Raw genomic sequence first — 14,911 nt, forward strand, 5'->3', positions numbered from 1 at the left:
GCCCATCACCGCCCTTCACTTTACTTATCCGCCAAAAACTTTGGCCTTAGCCGCGAAATTTTCCCGCAAAGTCGGGTACAGTCCCTTGTACAATTCATGCATCATTAAATAATTTTGCCCGCTTTCCTTGTCCGGTTCTACTCTCTCCACCACGCCGACTAACGCTTGACAAGCTTGCGTCACATCGTCAAACGCCTGCGCTCCGACAGCGGCCAACATCGCCGCTCCATAGGCCGGCCCTTCCCGCACCGTCGTCACATCAACCGGCAAAGAAAACACATCCGCCAAAATCCGCCGCCACAGCATGCTTCGCCCACTGCCGCCACTGACTCTGACTGCCGTTACCGGTATTTGCAGTTGCCGGATGATATCAAGCGAATCCTTTAAGCCGAAACAAACGCCTTCCATGATGGCCCGCGTCATATGGCCGCGATGATGCGTCATATCGAGGCCGACAAAACTTCCTCTCGCATGCGGATCGCTGTGCGGTGTACGCTCGCCTAACAGATAGGGTAAAAACAGCACGCCTCCGCTGCCCGGCGCAATAACTTCCGCCTCCCCCAATAAATCTTCATACTCATCAATCGACTTGCAGCGACAGATATTATCACTCCACCATTTAATACAGGATACGGCCGACAGCATTACTCCCATCACATGCCACTTGCCATTGGCAGCGCAAAATGAATGCAAGCGCAGTTCAGGATCCGCCGCATAACGATCCTGGCAGGCAAAGACAACGCCGGAATTCCCGAGCGCCACAGAAAGAATCCCCGGTACGACAGCACCGTTAGCAACCGCGCCGCACTCCTGATCACCAGCCCCTCCGACCACTGGCGTTCCGGCACGCAGACCTGTCACGGCAGCCGCCTTAAGCGATAACTTCCCCGTCACGGCCGTTGATTCATAGCAGCGCGGCAGCCACGCCTTATCGATGCCCAATTTTTCCAGCATATCCACTGACCATTCACGTTTTGCCACATCAAAGAGCAATGTTCCTGACGCATCCGACATATCGGTGGCATATTCGCCAGTCAATTGCAAACGGATATAATCTTTCGGCAGCAAAATATGGCGTATCTTTTCATAAATTTCCGGCTGCTCGGCTTTGACCCAAAGTAATTTTGATGCCGTAAAGCCTGTGAAGGATTTATTGCCGGTCCATTCCTTTAAATGCTCAAAGCCAACCGTCTCATTAATCCAATCGCTTTCTGCCCGAGTACGCTGATCACACCATAAAAGCGCCGGCATCAGAACCTTATTGTGTTCATCAAGCAACACCAAGCCATGCATCTGTCCACTAAGCCCGATTGCACGCACGCTTTCCGGCGACAGTCCGGCTTTCATAAACAATTCGCGGATTCCCGCTCCAGCAGCCTCCCACCATTCACGCGGATTTTGTTCCGCCCAACCTGAACGCGGATAGTAAATCGGATATTCTCTCGTCAAGGTGTAGAGCACCTTGCCCTCTTCATCCATCAACAAAAGCTTCAACATCGTTGTACCTAAATCAATCCCGAGAAATGCCATATTAACACCGCCTTTTCGCAGCATGAACATTTGCTTTAGACGCAACACCATCTGTTATTATTTGTAAATTAGTCGTACGGCAGCAAATTCCTGCAACGCTTTTGTCTTATCTTGCGAGCAGTCCGCACTATTTTCTCGACAAAAATTGACAATATCCTCTCCAGTATGCTATTTTATATGTACTTTGCATATTAGGAGGTTCTTGATGAGTATGAGTACCCATGACAGCCAAAAAGTAAGCATTTCCGTTGCCGATCCTTCCGCCTTAGGCTTGCTCGGCCTAGCGATGGTAACCTTCGTGGCATCCTCGCAAAAATTGGGCTGGACGGTAGGGCTGTCCTTCGTGATTCCCTGGGCCATTTTTCTCGGCGCATTCGCACAACTGATCGCCTGCCTCTATGACTTCAAACACAACAATATTTTCGGCGCCACCGCTTTTGGCGGCTATGCCTTCTTCTGGTTCGGCGTCGCGTCATCCTGGCTGATCAAACTCGGCGCTTTTGGTCCGGCTCTCGCCGCGGCCACCGATGTCCGTCAGCTCGGCTTCGCTTTTTTAGGCTATCTTATTTTTTCTTTATTCATGACGATCGGCGCCATTGAAACTAATAAGGTTTTGCTCAGCATCTTCCTCCTCATTGATGTCCTGCTGGCAGCCTTAGCCGCTGACGCTTTCGGACTTTCGCATTCGGCGCACACCATTGCAGCCTGGACGGAACTGGCGATCGCCCTTTTCTCTTTCTATGGTTCCGGCGCCGTCGTGCTGAACACGCATTTCGGCCGTACATTTTTGCCGACCGGCAAACCGCTCGGCATCTTCAAATAATCTCGACACTAAAAAGCACCGTCCGGCTGGACGGTGCTTTTTAGTGTCGACAATTGAAAAAACAGAATACGATAACAGGAACGAATAGAAGGATTAACGGAAACGATAACACGAAGAAGCGAAGCGGGCCGCTACTATCAGCCCGGAGAGAAGAAAGGAAGAATTTAAAATCTCTTCCAACCTTTCCTTCTTCGACTCTTCGTGTAAAAAACGTCTCACTTAATTTCGTTTTGTCAACAGTCCCCACCGTCCGGCTTGCCGGACGGTGCTTTTTTAATTATAAAGGGATATTACCGTGTTTTTTTTGCGGACGCTGTTCGCGTTTTGTCTTCAGCATGTCAAGCGCCTGCAGAATGCGCTTTCGGGTTTCCTGCGGTTCGATCACCTGATCGACGTAGCCGCGTTCAGCTGCTTTATACGGCGTAGCAAACTCATCGACATACTCCTGTGATTTTTGCGCCACATCCGGATCACCGCGGAAGATGATGTTCGCCGCACCGGCCGGTCCCATGACCGCGATTTCCGCCATCGGCCAGGCGAAGACCATGTCCGCGCCAAGATGGCGCGAGCACATGCCGATATATGCGCCGCCGTATGATTTTCGCGTGATCAGAGTAATTTTCGGCACGGTGGCTTCCGAATAAGCATAGAGTACCTTTGCGCCATGGCGGATGATGCCGCCGTATTCCTGATTCATGCCCGGCAAAAAGCCCGGCACATCGACCAAATTCACCAGTGGAATGTTAAAGCAATCGCAAAAGCGGATGAAACGGGCGCATTTGTCGGAGGTGTCAATATCGAGACAACCGGCCATTACTTTTGGCTGGCTGGCAACAATACCAATCGTCTTGCCTTCCATCCGGGCAAAGCAGGTTATGATATTGGGCGCAAAATAAGGCTGCACCTCGAAGAATTCACCACGATCTACGATCAGGCGGATGATCTCTTTCATGTCATAGGGAATGGACGGATCATCATGGATGACCGTATTGAGAGCCGGGATCAATTCACGCGAACCTTCTTCCAGCGCATATTCCGGCGCCGCTTCCAAATTGTTGCTCGGCAAAAAGCTCAGCAGGTAACGGATTTGCTCCAGACAATGTTCATCATCATTCGCGATGAAGTGAGCCACGCCGGAAACCGAGTTATGCGTCATGGCGCCGCCTAATTTTTCCGCGCCGACTTCTTCGCCGGTCACCGTCTTGATCACCTGCGGACCGGTAATAAACATCTGGCTCGTCTTTTGCACCATAAAGATAAAATCGGTAATCGCCGGCGAATAAACCGCTCCCCCAGCACAAGGTCCCATGATCACCGAAATTTGCGGAATCACGCCCGATGCCATCGTGTTATTAAAGAATATTTCGCCGTAACCGGCCAACGCATCGACGCCTTCTTGAATGCGCGCACCGCCCGAATCGTTGATGCCGATGATGGGTGCGCCCATCTTGAGCGCCATCTTCTGCACCTTGACGATCTTAGCCGCATGCATTTCGCCAAGCGAACCGCCGACTACCGTAAAATCCTGTGCAAATACGAAGACCAGCCGTCCGTCGACCGTGCCGTAGCCGGTTACGACGCCTTCTCCCGGCGTATCGAGCTTTTCCATGCCGAAATTCACGCAGCGATGTTTGACAAATTGATCCACTTCTATGAAACTGTCGCGGTCCAACAAAAGCTCGATACGCTCGCGCGCAGTCAGTTTACCGCTGGCATGCTGTTTCTCCACCCGTTTCGCGCCGCCGCCCTGTTTAAGCTGTTCCTGTTTGTTTTTCAGCTCTTCAATGCATTCTGCCACTGTTGCCATGAGATCCTCCTGTATCTGCACTGCCTTTACCTATTCTTACGCCGCGCAGATTTTATTATCTATTATTAGCACTCGATATTATTACTTGGTACTAAAACTTTTATCAGTATAGCAGACGCGGGCAAAGATTGCAAGTCCACGCAAAAACGGGTTGACCGCCGCATGCAGTCAACCCGTTTTTCGCCTCTTATTTCGCTTCTTCTGCTTGTTCCGTCAGCCACTTTTTCACTTCGGTCGCATGTAACGGACGGCTGATCCAGTAGCCTTGCAACGCATCGCAGCCGTTAGCCGCCAAAATTTCGGCCTGCGCCTCCGTTTCAACGCCTTCCGCAACCACTTGCAAGCCAAGACGATGCGCCAGATCGATGACGGTTTCGACAATGTCGCCTTGATTTTTCCTGCCGTCAATATCATGAACAAAGGCTTGATCCACTTTTATGACGTCGAGCGGCAACTGTTGCAAATAGGTCAATGACGAGTATCCAGTGCCGAAGTCATCCAGCGCCACTTGGATGCCGAGTTGGCGCAGCGTCTTCAACTTGCCGATCGCCTTCGGCAAGTCGCCCATGACGACGGACTCCGTTATTTCCAGTTCCAGATTAGCCGGCGCTAGTCCTGTTGCATCCAGCACACCGCGCACCATCGCGATAAACTCATCTTCCATCAACTGACGCACCGATACATTGACCGCTACGACCGCCTGCGGCCAGCCTTCCTCCACCAGTTGACGGGCAAATATGGCCGCCTGCATCAACACCCATCTGCCGATCGGCACAATCAAACCGGTTGCTTCCGCGAGCGGTATGAACTGCGCCGGTGAAATCCTTCCCAGCTCAGGATGCTGCCAGCGCAGCAACGCTTCCAGGCGCAGCGGCTTCTTCGTCAGCGCGTCCACTAGCGGCTGATATTCGAGGAAAAGCTCCTGTGCGGCAATCGCATCGCGCAGCTGACTTCCAAGCCGCGTCTTTTCCTCGACCACATCTGCCATTTCCTGCAGGAAGAAACGGTATTTGTTGCGTCCGGCCGCCTTCGCCTGGAACAATGCCATGTCCGCTTTCTTAAACAGTTCATCCGCCACGATGCCGTCCTGCGGCCAGAGGGCAATGCCAATGCTGATGCCGACGTGGCAGCGGATATTTTCCACCTGAAAGTCGCCATGGAATTCGCGATACAGATCCGCCAGATATTGTTCGACTTCCTCTTTTCCTATCCCCATAAACATGACGGTGAATTCATCGCCGCCCAGGCGTGCCACGAAAGCCTGCGCCTGCGCCACGCCATACAATCGCTCGGCAACCTGCAACAAAACTTTATCGCCGAACGAATGGCCGAAGGTGTCATTGATATCTTTAAAATCATCAAGATCCAGATACAGTAAGGCTCCTTTGGCCTCGCTGCCCTCTGCGATCGCAGCGTCCAATTCCTTCAGGAACGATGTTCGATTCGGCAAACCCGTCAACATGTCCACATACGCCAGTTGTTCAATCCGCAAATCACGTTTCTTATTCTCGCTGATATCGGTATACGAGCCGGCCATCCGAATCGGCTTGCCTGTTTCGTCAAAGAGCACTTTGCCGCGGCTTAATATCCAGCGATATTCGCCTTTGCAACTGTCAACGCGAAATTCATCCGTGTAGAACTGATGTCTGCCGTTCAGATACTCCTGCAGCCGCTTCGCGACACCGTCCGCATCATCCGGATGGATCAGACGTTCCCAGTCTCTGCGATCCGTGCTTCCTTGCGGCAAAGGAACCAATTCCCACGCTTTTTCCGACCAGACGATGCAGTCCGCCTCAATATCCCAATCCCAAAGGATATCGTTTGCACCTTCCATCGCCAACCGATAGCGTTCTTCGCTTTGCATGAGGCGCTGATATTGTTGGTGCAGGAGTTCGTCGGTAGCCGCCATTTCTTCATATAACGCCATCAGTTCATTATGCTGTAGGAGCAGGCGCGCCTGCGCTTCCTTGTGTTGGCTGATGTCACGAAAGAAGCATTGGATCGTCCGGTCCGCAAGCTGACAGGCCCGTGTTTCAACGATGATCCGTCGCCCATCTTTATGCGCGAGTTCCCGCTCTTCGGTAACCGTCTCCCCCTGGGCAAGTAAATCAAAACGCAACGGTTTTTCCGCCAGTACGTCTTCCGCAAAAAGTTTTTCCAGGCCAAAGCCGATCAATTCCGCCTGACAATAGCCGCTGATCTCTTCAATCTGACGATTTGCCATCATGATCCGTTCATCGCGGCTGAGATAAATAATGCCGTCAACCGCTTCCTGAATCAGGCTGCGAAAGCGGGCTTCGCTCTTTTCCAACGCGCTGCGCTGTTTACGCAGGTTTACCGCCATCATATTAAAGCTCTCCGCAAGCAGTACGGTTTCAGCAGCGCCGCGCACTTCAATCGGCTCAACCTTCAGTTTCCCGCCGGACATCTCCCGCATTCGCGAGGCCATCTCCTGGATCGGCCCGGCAATGCGCCGTCCGAGCAGCCAGGCGGAAAGCCCCGTCAACAAAAAGCCCAGCAAAACAATGCCCGCCGAAACAGCCAGATCCTGACGCATCCCGTGCAGATAAGCCGCCTCTTGCCTGGCTGTCAGGCGTTCCACATCGTCCAGCCAGGTTCCGGTTCCAACCACCCATTGATACGGTTCAAAGAGCAGTGAATAGCTGCGCTTTGGCGACTCCGCAGTTTCTCCTGGCTTTGGAAACCAATAGTTTGTAAAGCCGCCGCCCGGTTTCTGTGCATTGGCAATCATATCGGCGATAATCTTCGTGCCGTGCGAATCGGTTAACGCATAACGCGACCGGCCTTCACTCTCCCGTCCAAGCAGGACGATATTGGTTCCGTCCACTGCATCAATCCAAAAATAATTGACGCCGCCGTCATAGCGCAGTTCGCGCAGCAAATCAGCGGACAAACGCTTCGCTTCGTTTTCCGTCAGTAAGCCGCGTTCCTGACGCTGCTTGACCGCTTTCAGCAGGCTCACCGCGGTTTCCACTTCCATCTTCACATTGCGGTCATACTGTTCCTGCATGATATTTCGCGTTTCCGCAATATAGGTTTGATGGGTTTGCTTTATCGTGCCCAAGCCGTAAAAACCAAGCCCCAGCGCCATTAAACCGCAGGCCCCTGTAACGGCTATGATGATTTGCTGCTGCAGACGCATCGCCAGACCTCCCCATTACACTCCTTACACACTCAGCCGATATTTTCAAGAATTCGTCTTACTTCCGGCCTTTTTTGCCAAACTTCCGGCAATAATTTCAACGTATCGTGAATCAGGGCAAAACAGTCCTGCACACTGGCTTCCGCATCCTGCAGACAAACGATGGTATTAATCCGTTCCGCCAGATGCGGCGGACAGCACTCCAGTTTTTCCACGATATGCGGTATCCATTTCCAATCTGGTTCCCACTGCCGGTTGAGCGAAAACAAGATGCGCAGCACGCGATGCACATCGGCAATCATTCGCTCCAAAAGAGGAATCCGGTCGTCGCGCGCAGCCAACGCGCGACGGACTTGAAGCCCAAGGTCCAACGTCCATGGGGCAATCGTACTGGAAATGATCGCCTCTTGCAATTCCGTCGGATATTGTTGCAGCGCCGCCTGCCAGATTGGCAGCAAGCCGCTGTCGCGTACGCCGATCGCATACTGCACGATCGAGGCGATGCGCAGTTTATCGTGGCTGTATACCTGAGCTGAGAGGATTTGTTCCAGCTGTGCTGTCAGCTGACTGCCTTTTTGCCAACCGGCTTCAAACCAAAAATCTTGCCAACGGAAAATCAGCCATGTGGAACGATCGCCGATCGGGCCGCTATACGACTGGATCTCACTTCCGCCAATCGATTTTATCCATTCTGTCCGTTTTACTTCGGACACGTCTTCTTCCGTCAGGAACAGGATTTCAATATCAGAATTATCATCGGCAAGACCGCGCGAGACTGAACCCGTCACCATAATATCGCTTGCCAAATGCGCCGGGCAATGCCGTTCCATTTCTCGTACCAAATCTAACCGTTTCAGACAAGCTTGATTCAAAAAGACTTCCATTGCAAGCCTCCCCTTCTCAGCCCAAGGCTGTCGGCCTTCTGTAATTATTATTTTTACTTTCGGTAAAACCGAAGCTAACTCCTTTATCTTTAAACAAACAAATTAAAATCAGACCTTTAGGCAAAAAGGTCTGATTTTTCTCGTCACCAAATTATTTTCACTTCAAACATCCGATCCCATGGGTGCTCCGCCTGAAATTCAGGCGTCTTCAAATCGGGGAAATGCTGCGCGGCAAAAAAGCGCAGCGCGGCTGTCGTTTGCGCTTCCACCTGCGCACGCCGCTCGCCCAAACGCACGCTGCTGAGCGAAGCGGGCGTCAGTACCTGTTTGATGATTTGCTGGCGCACATTGGCTTGATACGCCCAGTCATCCAAGAAACGCCCGAGCAACAGACGCCGCTGCGCAACACTCTCCATCCGCGCCGCCAACATCCCCTGGCTCAAGGCAAATCCGGCCGAATTGCTGGCCGTATTCCAACCGCCGTAAGCCGCCAAGCGTCCTAAAAGATGCCGCCGCTGCATTTCCGTCATGAAACCGTTGTCCGCACCATTGGCGTATGCGATATCGGCGACAGCCACCGTCCGCCCGGCAGCAAGCCAGTTTGCAATCCTTCCCGCCATAGCGGCCGCAGCCGGACTCGGCGTCGCGCTGTTCTCTTTGGATGACGCTTCCTTTGTCTTGCCGTCAGCCAGCGTATGTACGGCCAAAACGAGTTCCGCCCGCTCCGGCTCGGGAACCGGGAACGCGCCCGTCGCCCAGATTTGCGCCGCGACATTGGCGCCCGCCGTTTCATCCTGATAACTCGGCACCGTATTCTTGCCGCTTCCCTCGCCATAGACCGCCGCGACAAACGGAATTTGTCCGCTGAAATGATTGACCGCCCGCGCCATCAAGAGCATGCCGAGCTGGTCGGCTGCGGCCATCGTGGCAAAACGGCTCAGATCCGGTTTACCTTCGCGCTGCGCAAGCAACCAGCGCAAATCGCGCCGCGAATCAGAGTACATCCAGGCGTCATCACGTCCCAACAGCAGATAGTCAATTGCCCCCGCCTGCGTCATATCCCAAAGCGCCAAATTATTGCGAAGATTCTTTACACGCCGTTGCCGCCAATCTGCGAGATAAGCTGAAGGAATTTTTTCCGAAAGTCGGGTGATTTCGGCTCGCTCCGCTTGTGTTACGCCATCGCTTTCTTGTTTGTCGGTCAGCGCTCCCAAACGAAAAAGGTCAGGCCCCCAGACTTCATAATAAGAAGCATCGACGCCGCCTGCACTCGCCTTTGGCGAACGCATCAGCGTCGAAAATGCATAAAGTCGCAGGCTAGGCTGCAATGTTTTCAACTCTTCGATCTGCTTACGCCGCAACGCCAAAACACTTTCATCCAGTTCATGCGTACGAGACGGAACCAAGCCACCGTAAATCAGGCTGTCGAGCGATACAACCGCCGCATCAGCGCGCGGCGCTTCTTCCTTCAGCCACTGCCAGATCTTATCCGGATCGCCGCGATGATCACGGCTTGAAAGCCATTCCTGCGGCGGCGTATGCACTTCAAGACCTGCCGCCCGAGCGGTCGCCAGCGTATCGGCCAGACAGACCGGGCGATCGTCGAGCGGAACGAACAAAACGAGCGGGGCAGCCTCAGCCAGCCTGAAGATGCCGCACACGCCGATTAAGAACCACACTAAACCGCATAGGATCTGCTTGTTTCTTCTCTTCTTCATTCCGCTCTTTCCTCCTTCGCTTAAACGCCGCTTTCTTGCAGCGCCGCCAAGAACGTTTCGCCATAACGAGCCAGTTTGCGATCGCCGACGCCTTTAATCTCGCGCAGCTCGTCCAGCGTTTGCGGTCGCACACGGCACATTTCCTGCAGGACGCTGTCGGCAAAGACAACATAGGGCGGCACATGATCGCGCATGGCAAGCGAATGGCGAAGTTTCCGCAACGTTTCAAACAGTTCGCCGCCAACGCTCTCCTTGCGCTTGACAGCCGCAACGCTGCGTTTCATGACGGTCTCTTCGCCGCGCAATACCGGGACGCCGCGTGGCGCCATCTTGACGACCGGAAAACGATCATCGCTTTGCAGCAGATAACCGTGGTCGATCAGCCAATGGATAAAGCGCCGGATTCCAGGCCCGGTCCAACTTTTAAGCAGCCCGTAGGTGGAAAGTTGGTCGAAGCCCATGTTCATCACTTTTTGCAGTTCACTGCCCTTTAGCACTTCGGCAATCATCTCCACGCCAAAGTTCTCTTTGAGCCGCAGTACGCAAGACATGACCTGGCGAGCCGGTAACGTCATATCTTCCATCGGGCTGTCGGATTGGCAGGAACTGCAATTGCCGCATTGATCGGCCGCTTCCCGTTCGCCGAAATAGCGCAGAATATAACCGCGCAGGCAGTCCGCCGTCCGACAATATTCAACCATGTCCCAGAGTTTGGCTGCATCCTGAGTCACTTTCTCCAGCGGCGCTCCGGCGTCGGCCGCTCCTTTTTCCAGGAGAAATTTTTGCAAACGAATGTCCTGCGCAGAAAAAAGTAGAATGCACTCGGCCGGATCGCCGTCGCGGCCCGCACGGCCCGCTTCCTGATAGTACGCTTCAATATTGCCGGGCATGTTGTAATGCAGCACATAGCGAACATCCGATTTATCAATTCCCATGCCGAAGGCACAGGTGGCCACGATGACCTTGCTGCGGTCATAGAGAAAATCGTCCTGCGCCGCCGTACGTTCCGCTTCACTGAGTCCGGCATGATAGCGCCCGACGGCGATGCCCTGGCGCTGCAGCACCTCCCACAAATGATCGGTTTCCTTGCGCGTTCCCGCATAAATGATGCCCGAGAGCTGCGTCCGCTCCGCGACATACTTCTTCACAAAACGCAAGCGATCCTCACCGCTGATTACCGAGAGCGACAAGTTCGGCCGGTCAAAACCACTGACAAAAAGCTGCGCCTCTTCGAGGCCCAATAGGCTTATGACATCTTCTTTGACCTTGGTCGTCGCGGTCGCCGTAAACGCCGCGACAATCGGACGGCGTGGCAGTTTGGCGAGCGCCGGGGCAATCAATCGATAACTGGGACGAAAATCGTGTCCCCACTGCGAAACGCAATGCGCCTCATCGACCACGACCATCGACACAGGCAACGTCTCGAAGACTCTCGCAAACGCTTCGGAATCGAGACGCTCCGGCGCGATATAAACCAGTTTCATTTCGCCGCTGCGCACCTGCTCCAAGCGCTTAGCCGCTTCCCCCGCACCGAGTGAGCTATTGATGAACGTAGCTGGAATGCCCATCGTATCCAGCGCATCCACCTGATCTTTCATCAGTGAGATCAGCGGTGAAAAAACAACGCTGACTCCATCGGCCAGTAACGCCGGAACTTGAAAGCAAATCGACTTTCCAGCTCCGGTCGGCATGATCGCAAACGTATCCTTGCCGGCTAACAAACTTTCGACTACCGGCTCTTGCGCCGGGCGAAACGCAGGATAGCCGTAATATTGCTGCAGCGCTTTTCTCGCTCTTTCTAACATCGATCAGCCATCCTTCCTTTTAAAAACATCTCAGACCAGTTTACCACAGATCGTCAAAGTCCTTCCAGCTGTCCGGCAATAAAAAAAAGAATCCCGCAGGATTCTTTTTTTAGCCGATCTCCTTCCGAATCATCTTGACGAACAGCGCCGTCAGTTCCGGATCAAACTGTCTCCCGGCCATACGTTCCAGTTCGGCAAGCGCTTTTTTCACCGGCAGCGCACTGCGGTAAGGACGATCGGTCGTCATTTCGTCATATGCATCGACCACTGCCAGTACACGTGCTTCAAACGGGATTTCCATGCCGCGTAAAGAAAGCGGATAGCCGTTTCCGTTCCACCATTCATGATGTTTCAGCACTAAGTCCGCCACCGCCGCCAAGTTAGGGATGGCCTGCGCGATCCGATAACCGATCTCCGCGTGTCGTTCCATTTCACTCCGCTCCGCTGCCGTAAGACGTCCGCTTTTAAAGACGATCTCGTCGGCGACGCCGACCTTACCGATATCATGTACCTTGCCAAGCAGTAAAAGGCGTTCCTTTTGCTCAGAGGAGGCGTCGGCCAGTTCGCCCAGACGATAGGCCAGCGCTCCGACCCTTTCGCCATGTCCTTCATTGAGATAATCCCGGCTGTCCAGCATTTTCAGAATCGACTCCAGCATGATGCGGCGATTCTCCGAACTCGCAGCCAATTTTCGCCGGTACATGGCATCATCCGCTTCACGGATCATCGTAGCCACATGATGCGCCCTGATCGGCGGTGTATCGGAAAACGCCCAGCCCACCGACATCCTCAGGATGAAGCCATCGCGCTTTAGTTTCACCAGTTCCAGCTGTTCTTGGATCCGGTGGCAAGCGTTCCGCACATGCTCTTCGCTTTCTCCGTAAAGCATGATCAAAAATTCGTCGCCGCCCATGCGGATTACCTTTGCCTTTTCGCCGAATACGGACAGCAGCAAGCGGACGGCTTGCTGGATCATTTCATCGCCGACGTCATGTCCCAACGTATCATTGACGATTTTCAGTCCATCCACATCGCAGACCACGATGTCGATTCGCTCAACGTCGCTTACTTCAAGCCGCTCCAGTTCCTGTTGGAAGAAGCTCCGGTTGTACAGACCGGTAAGGCCGTCTCTCAGGCTCATCTCCTTCAGCTTTTCGCGCGAACTTTGCAATTGGCTCAGCATCAGGTTCATCGTCTGCGCCGTACGCGACACCTCATCGTGACCGACCAAATCAAGCTGCAGCGAAATGCCGTCCTCTTGCGCCGCAACCTTGCGCATAAACTGATCGAGCTTTTCCAAGCGCCGCACCACCAAAGAACGAGAGAGCCAAAAGGTCAGCATGCTTGCCGCCGTGCCAAGCAGCAGCGTCATCAGAGAATAGCGAAAGATCATTTCTTCGACGCGCTGCATGATCGTACGCGGCAATGTCGTTTCAAGCAGGATGCTTTCTTCACCGAACAGATCGACGAGGCTACGGTAACCCCGCACTTCATTCGGCGTCACGATCCGTTGCCAATAGCCGGATGAAGCTTCCTTTTCTCCCTTTCTAAAATTCATCTGCACCTGGATGCGCCGCGTCATCTCTTTCATGTACCTTGCATCGACAATACGGCCAAAAACCAGTACGCCCTGGCTCGGTCCCCGGTAATCGGTACTTGATATGCGCTGCGCCGCAAGCAGCAATGGCACGTCATCGCTCAGCACCAAGCCTGCCAACGCATTTTCACGGGCAAGCTGCTGCGGCAGCGTTGCCGCGATCCGCCGCGCCTGACGTTCCAGTTCCGGCCGCAAGTTTTCGCGTTCCGCGCCTAAGCCTTGCAATATAATGACCTTGCCTTCCGGATCCAGCAAAAGAGCGATATCGATCTTCAAATTCAGCATCTGCGCCAAAGACAAATTGCTTTTGAAAAAGGCATCCGCCTTGCTTTCGGCAAGCGCGCGGTACATCCCGTTCCACGCCGCCCAGTCCCGCGTCACGCCCAGCAGCGTTTTCGCTTCCTCATCCCAGTTATCCGCCGCCCGGCTCGTTTCATTCAAAACACGTTCTTCTTCCAAACGCAGATACCCGTCTGTCGCGACATGATGCCCAACGCCAAACGTCACTCCTACCAGAACCAGCACCATAGCCAGGTTTAACAAAAGAATCTTACGCCCAATGCTCATCGCCCGACCTCCATCCGTTTTTCTGCAGGATTTACATTGCCCGAGCCGTTCAACCAAAAACGCAAGCACTCTTTTTTTATGGCGTTGAGAATGATTTTTTGTTCGTTTTCGCCTTCTTCGTTTTTTCTAATTATCGCTATAATTCTGCAAAACAAAATCAGTTCCTGCCGCTCTTATGATGCGCCCAAGCGGCAAAAAAAAATGTCTTTCCAGCGCAAAAGCCAATGCTCTTGAACGATAGAAAGACATTCTTACGCCTGCATTACAGGATTTTTTGCAAAAAAGCCTGCGTGCGCGGCTGCGCCGGGCAGGTAAAAATCTGTTCCGGCGAACCTTGTTCAACAATTTCGCCTTCATCCATAAAGATGACGCGATTCGCCACTTCTCTGGCAAATCCCATTTCATGCGTTACCACCAACATCGTCATATGCTCTTCGGCCAGCTGTCGCATCGCTTTCAGCACTTCGCCGGTCAGTTCCGGGTCGAGCGCAGAGGTCGGCTCGTCAAAAAGCATGATGTCCGGCTGCATCGCCAGCGCCCTTGCGATCGCAACCCGCTGCTTCTGTCCGCCGGACAGGCGCGACGGATAATTATCGCGTTTCTCAAAGAGGCCGACTTTTTTCAACAACTCCTCCGCTTGCGGAATGATCGTCTCACGGCTGACTTTTTGCACCGTCAGCGGCGCTTCGATCAGGTTTTCCAAGACCGTCAGATGCGGAAACAGGTTAAACTGTTGGAACACCATGCCCATCTTGCCGCAGATGCGTCGCCCCTCCGCTTCCGTAACATATTGCACACCGCCATCCGCTGCAGGCCTGACAAGCGTTTCGCCCTCGATCTCGATCGTCCCCTGATCGATCGTCTCCAAGCGATTCAGACAACGCAAGAACGTGCTCTTGCCCGAGCCGGACGGACCGATGATCGCCACAACTTCCCCTTTAGCCACTTCCAGCGTAATACCTTTTAAAACTTCTAATTTTTGAAAGCGTTTATGAATATCAAGTGCTCGAATCATCA

The 14,911-nt window shown here is 53.4% G+C and carries 9 protein-coding genes; 1 reads left to right on the forward strand and 8 read right to left on the reverse strand.

Features of this window, described 5'->3' with window-relative positions; all coding sequences use genetic code 11:
- Positions 1–24 precede the first annotated feature (24 nt).
- Positions 25–1,530, reverse strand: a complete 1,506-nt coding sequence (xylB, locus tag QTL79_RS04860; RefSeq protein WP_346353824.1) for a xylulokinase — start codon at positions 1,528–1,530, stop codon at positions 25–27.
- Positions 1,531–1,735: 205 nt separating this feature from the next.
- Here xylB and QTL79_RS04865 point away from each other — a divergent pair, with 205 nt between their 5' ends.
- A complete protein-coding gene (locus tag QTL79_RS04865; protein WP_346353825.1) occupies positions 1,736–2,353 on the forward strand; it encodes an acetate uptake transporter in 618 nt (205 codons plus the stop codon).
- Positions 2,354–2,630: 277 nt separating this feature from the next.
- Here the strand turns inward: QTL79_RS04865 and mmdA are convergent, their stop codons facing one another.
- The 7 genes from mmdA to QTL79_RS04900 form a co-directional block, all read right to left on the reverse strand.
- The gene (mmdA, locus tag QTL79_RS04870; protein WP_346353826.1) at positions 2,631–4,160 is read right to left on the reverse strand and encodes a methylmalonyl-CoA decarboxylase subunit alpha; all 1,530 of its coding nucleotides are present in this window, start codon (positions 4,158–4,160) and stop codon (positions 2,631–2,633) included.
- A 187-nt stretch (positions 4,161–4,347) separates the two neighbouring features.
- A complete protein-coding gene (locus tag QTL79_RS04875) occupies positions 4,348–7,323 on the reverse strand; it encodes an EAL domain-containing protein (RefSeq protein WP_346353827.1) in 2,976 nt (991 codons plus the stop codon).
- Positions 7,324–7,355: 32 nt separating this feature from the next.
- Positions 7,356–8,207, reverse strand: a complete 852-nt coding sequence (locus tag QTL79_RS04880; protein WP_346353828.1) for a DUF4037 domain-containing protein — start codon at positions 8,205–8,207, stop codon at positions 7,356–7,358.
- A gap of 143 nt (positions 8,208–8,350) precedes the next feature.
- Positions 8,351–9,925, reverse strand: coding sequence for a DUF4127 family protein (locus QTL79_RS04885; RefSeq protein WP_346353829.1), 1,575 nt, complete (start codon positions 9,923–9,925; stop codon positions 8,351–8,353).
- A 20-nt stretch (positions 9,926–9,945) separates the two neighbouring features.
- Positions 9,946–11,730: a DNA helicase RecQ gene (recQ, locus tag QTL79_RS04890; RefSeq protein ID WP_346353830.1), complete on the reverse strand. Its 1,785-nt coding sequence runs from the start codon at positions 11,728–11,730 to the stop codon at positions 9,946–9,948.
- Between the two features lie 109 nt (positions 11,731–11,839).
- A complete protein-coding gene (locus QTL79_RS04895) occupies positions 11,840–13,894 on the reverse strand; it encodes an HD domain-containing phosphohydrolase (RefSeq protein ID WP_346353831.1) in 2,055 nt (684 codons plus the stop codon).
- Between the two features lie 262 nt (positions 13,895–14,156).
- Complete coding sequence (locus tag QTL79_RS04900; RefSeq protein ID WP_346353972.1) at positions 14,157–14,909, reverse strand: amino acid ABC transporter ATP-binding protein; 753 nt, start codon at positions 14,907–14,909, stop codon at positions 14,157–14,159.
- Positions 14,910–14,911: the final 2 nt, after the last annotated feature.

The organism is Azotosporobacter soli (assembly GCF_030542965.1).
Taxonomy (GTDB): domain Bacteria; phylum Bacillota; class Negativicutes; order SG130; family SG130; genus Azotosporobacter; species Azotosporobacter soli.

Bases quoted from the DNA above. Each gene is read 5' to 3' on its own strand.
- recQ (WP_346353830.1), bottom strand. From the start codon at position 11,730: ATGTTAGAAAGAGCGAGAAAAGCGCTGCAGCAATATTACGGCTATCCT.
- mmdA (WP_346353826.1), bottom strand. From the start codon at position 4,160: ATGGCAACAGTGGCAGAATGCATTGAAGAGCTGAAAAACAAACAGGAA.
- QTL79_RS04880 (WP_346353828.1), bottom strand. From the start codon at position 8,207: ATGGAAGTCTTTTTGAATCAAGCTTGTCTGAAACGGTTAGATTTGGTA.
- xylB (WP_346353824.1), bottom strand. From the start codon at position 1,530: ATGGCATTTCTCGGGATTGATTTAGGTACAACGATGTTGAAGCTTTTG.
- QTL79_RS04895 (WP_346353831.1), bottom strand. From the start codon at position 13,894: ATGAGCATTGGGCGTAAGATTCTTTTGTTAAACCTGGCTATGGTGCTG.
- QTL79_RS04885 (WP_346353829.1), bottom strand. From the start codon at position 9,925: ATGAAGAAGAGAAGAAACAAGCAGATCCTATGCGGTTTAGTGTGGTTC.
- QTL79_RS04865 (WP_346353825.1), top strand. From the start codon at position 1,736: ATGAGTATGAGTACCCATGACAGCCAAAAAGTAAGCATTTCCGTTGCC.
- QTL79_RS04875 (WP_346353827.1), bottom strand. From the start codon at position 7,323: ATGCGTCTGCAGCAGCAAATCATCATAGCCGTTACAGGGGCCTGCGGT.
- QTL79_RS04900 (WP_346353972.1), bottom strand. From the start codon at position 14,909: ATGATTCGAGCACTTGATATTCATAAACGCTTTCAAAAATTAGAAGTT.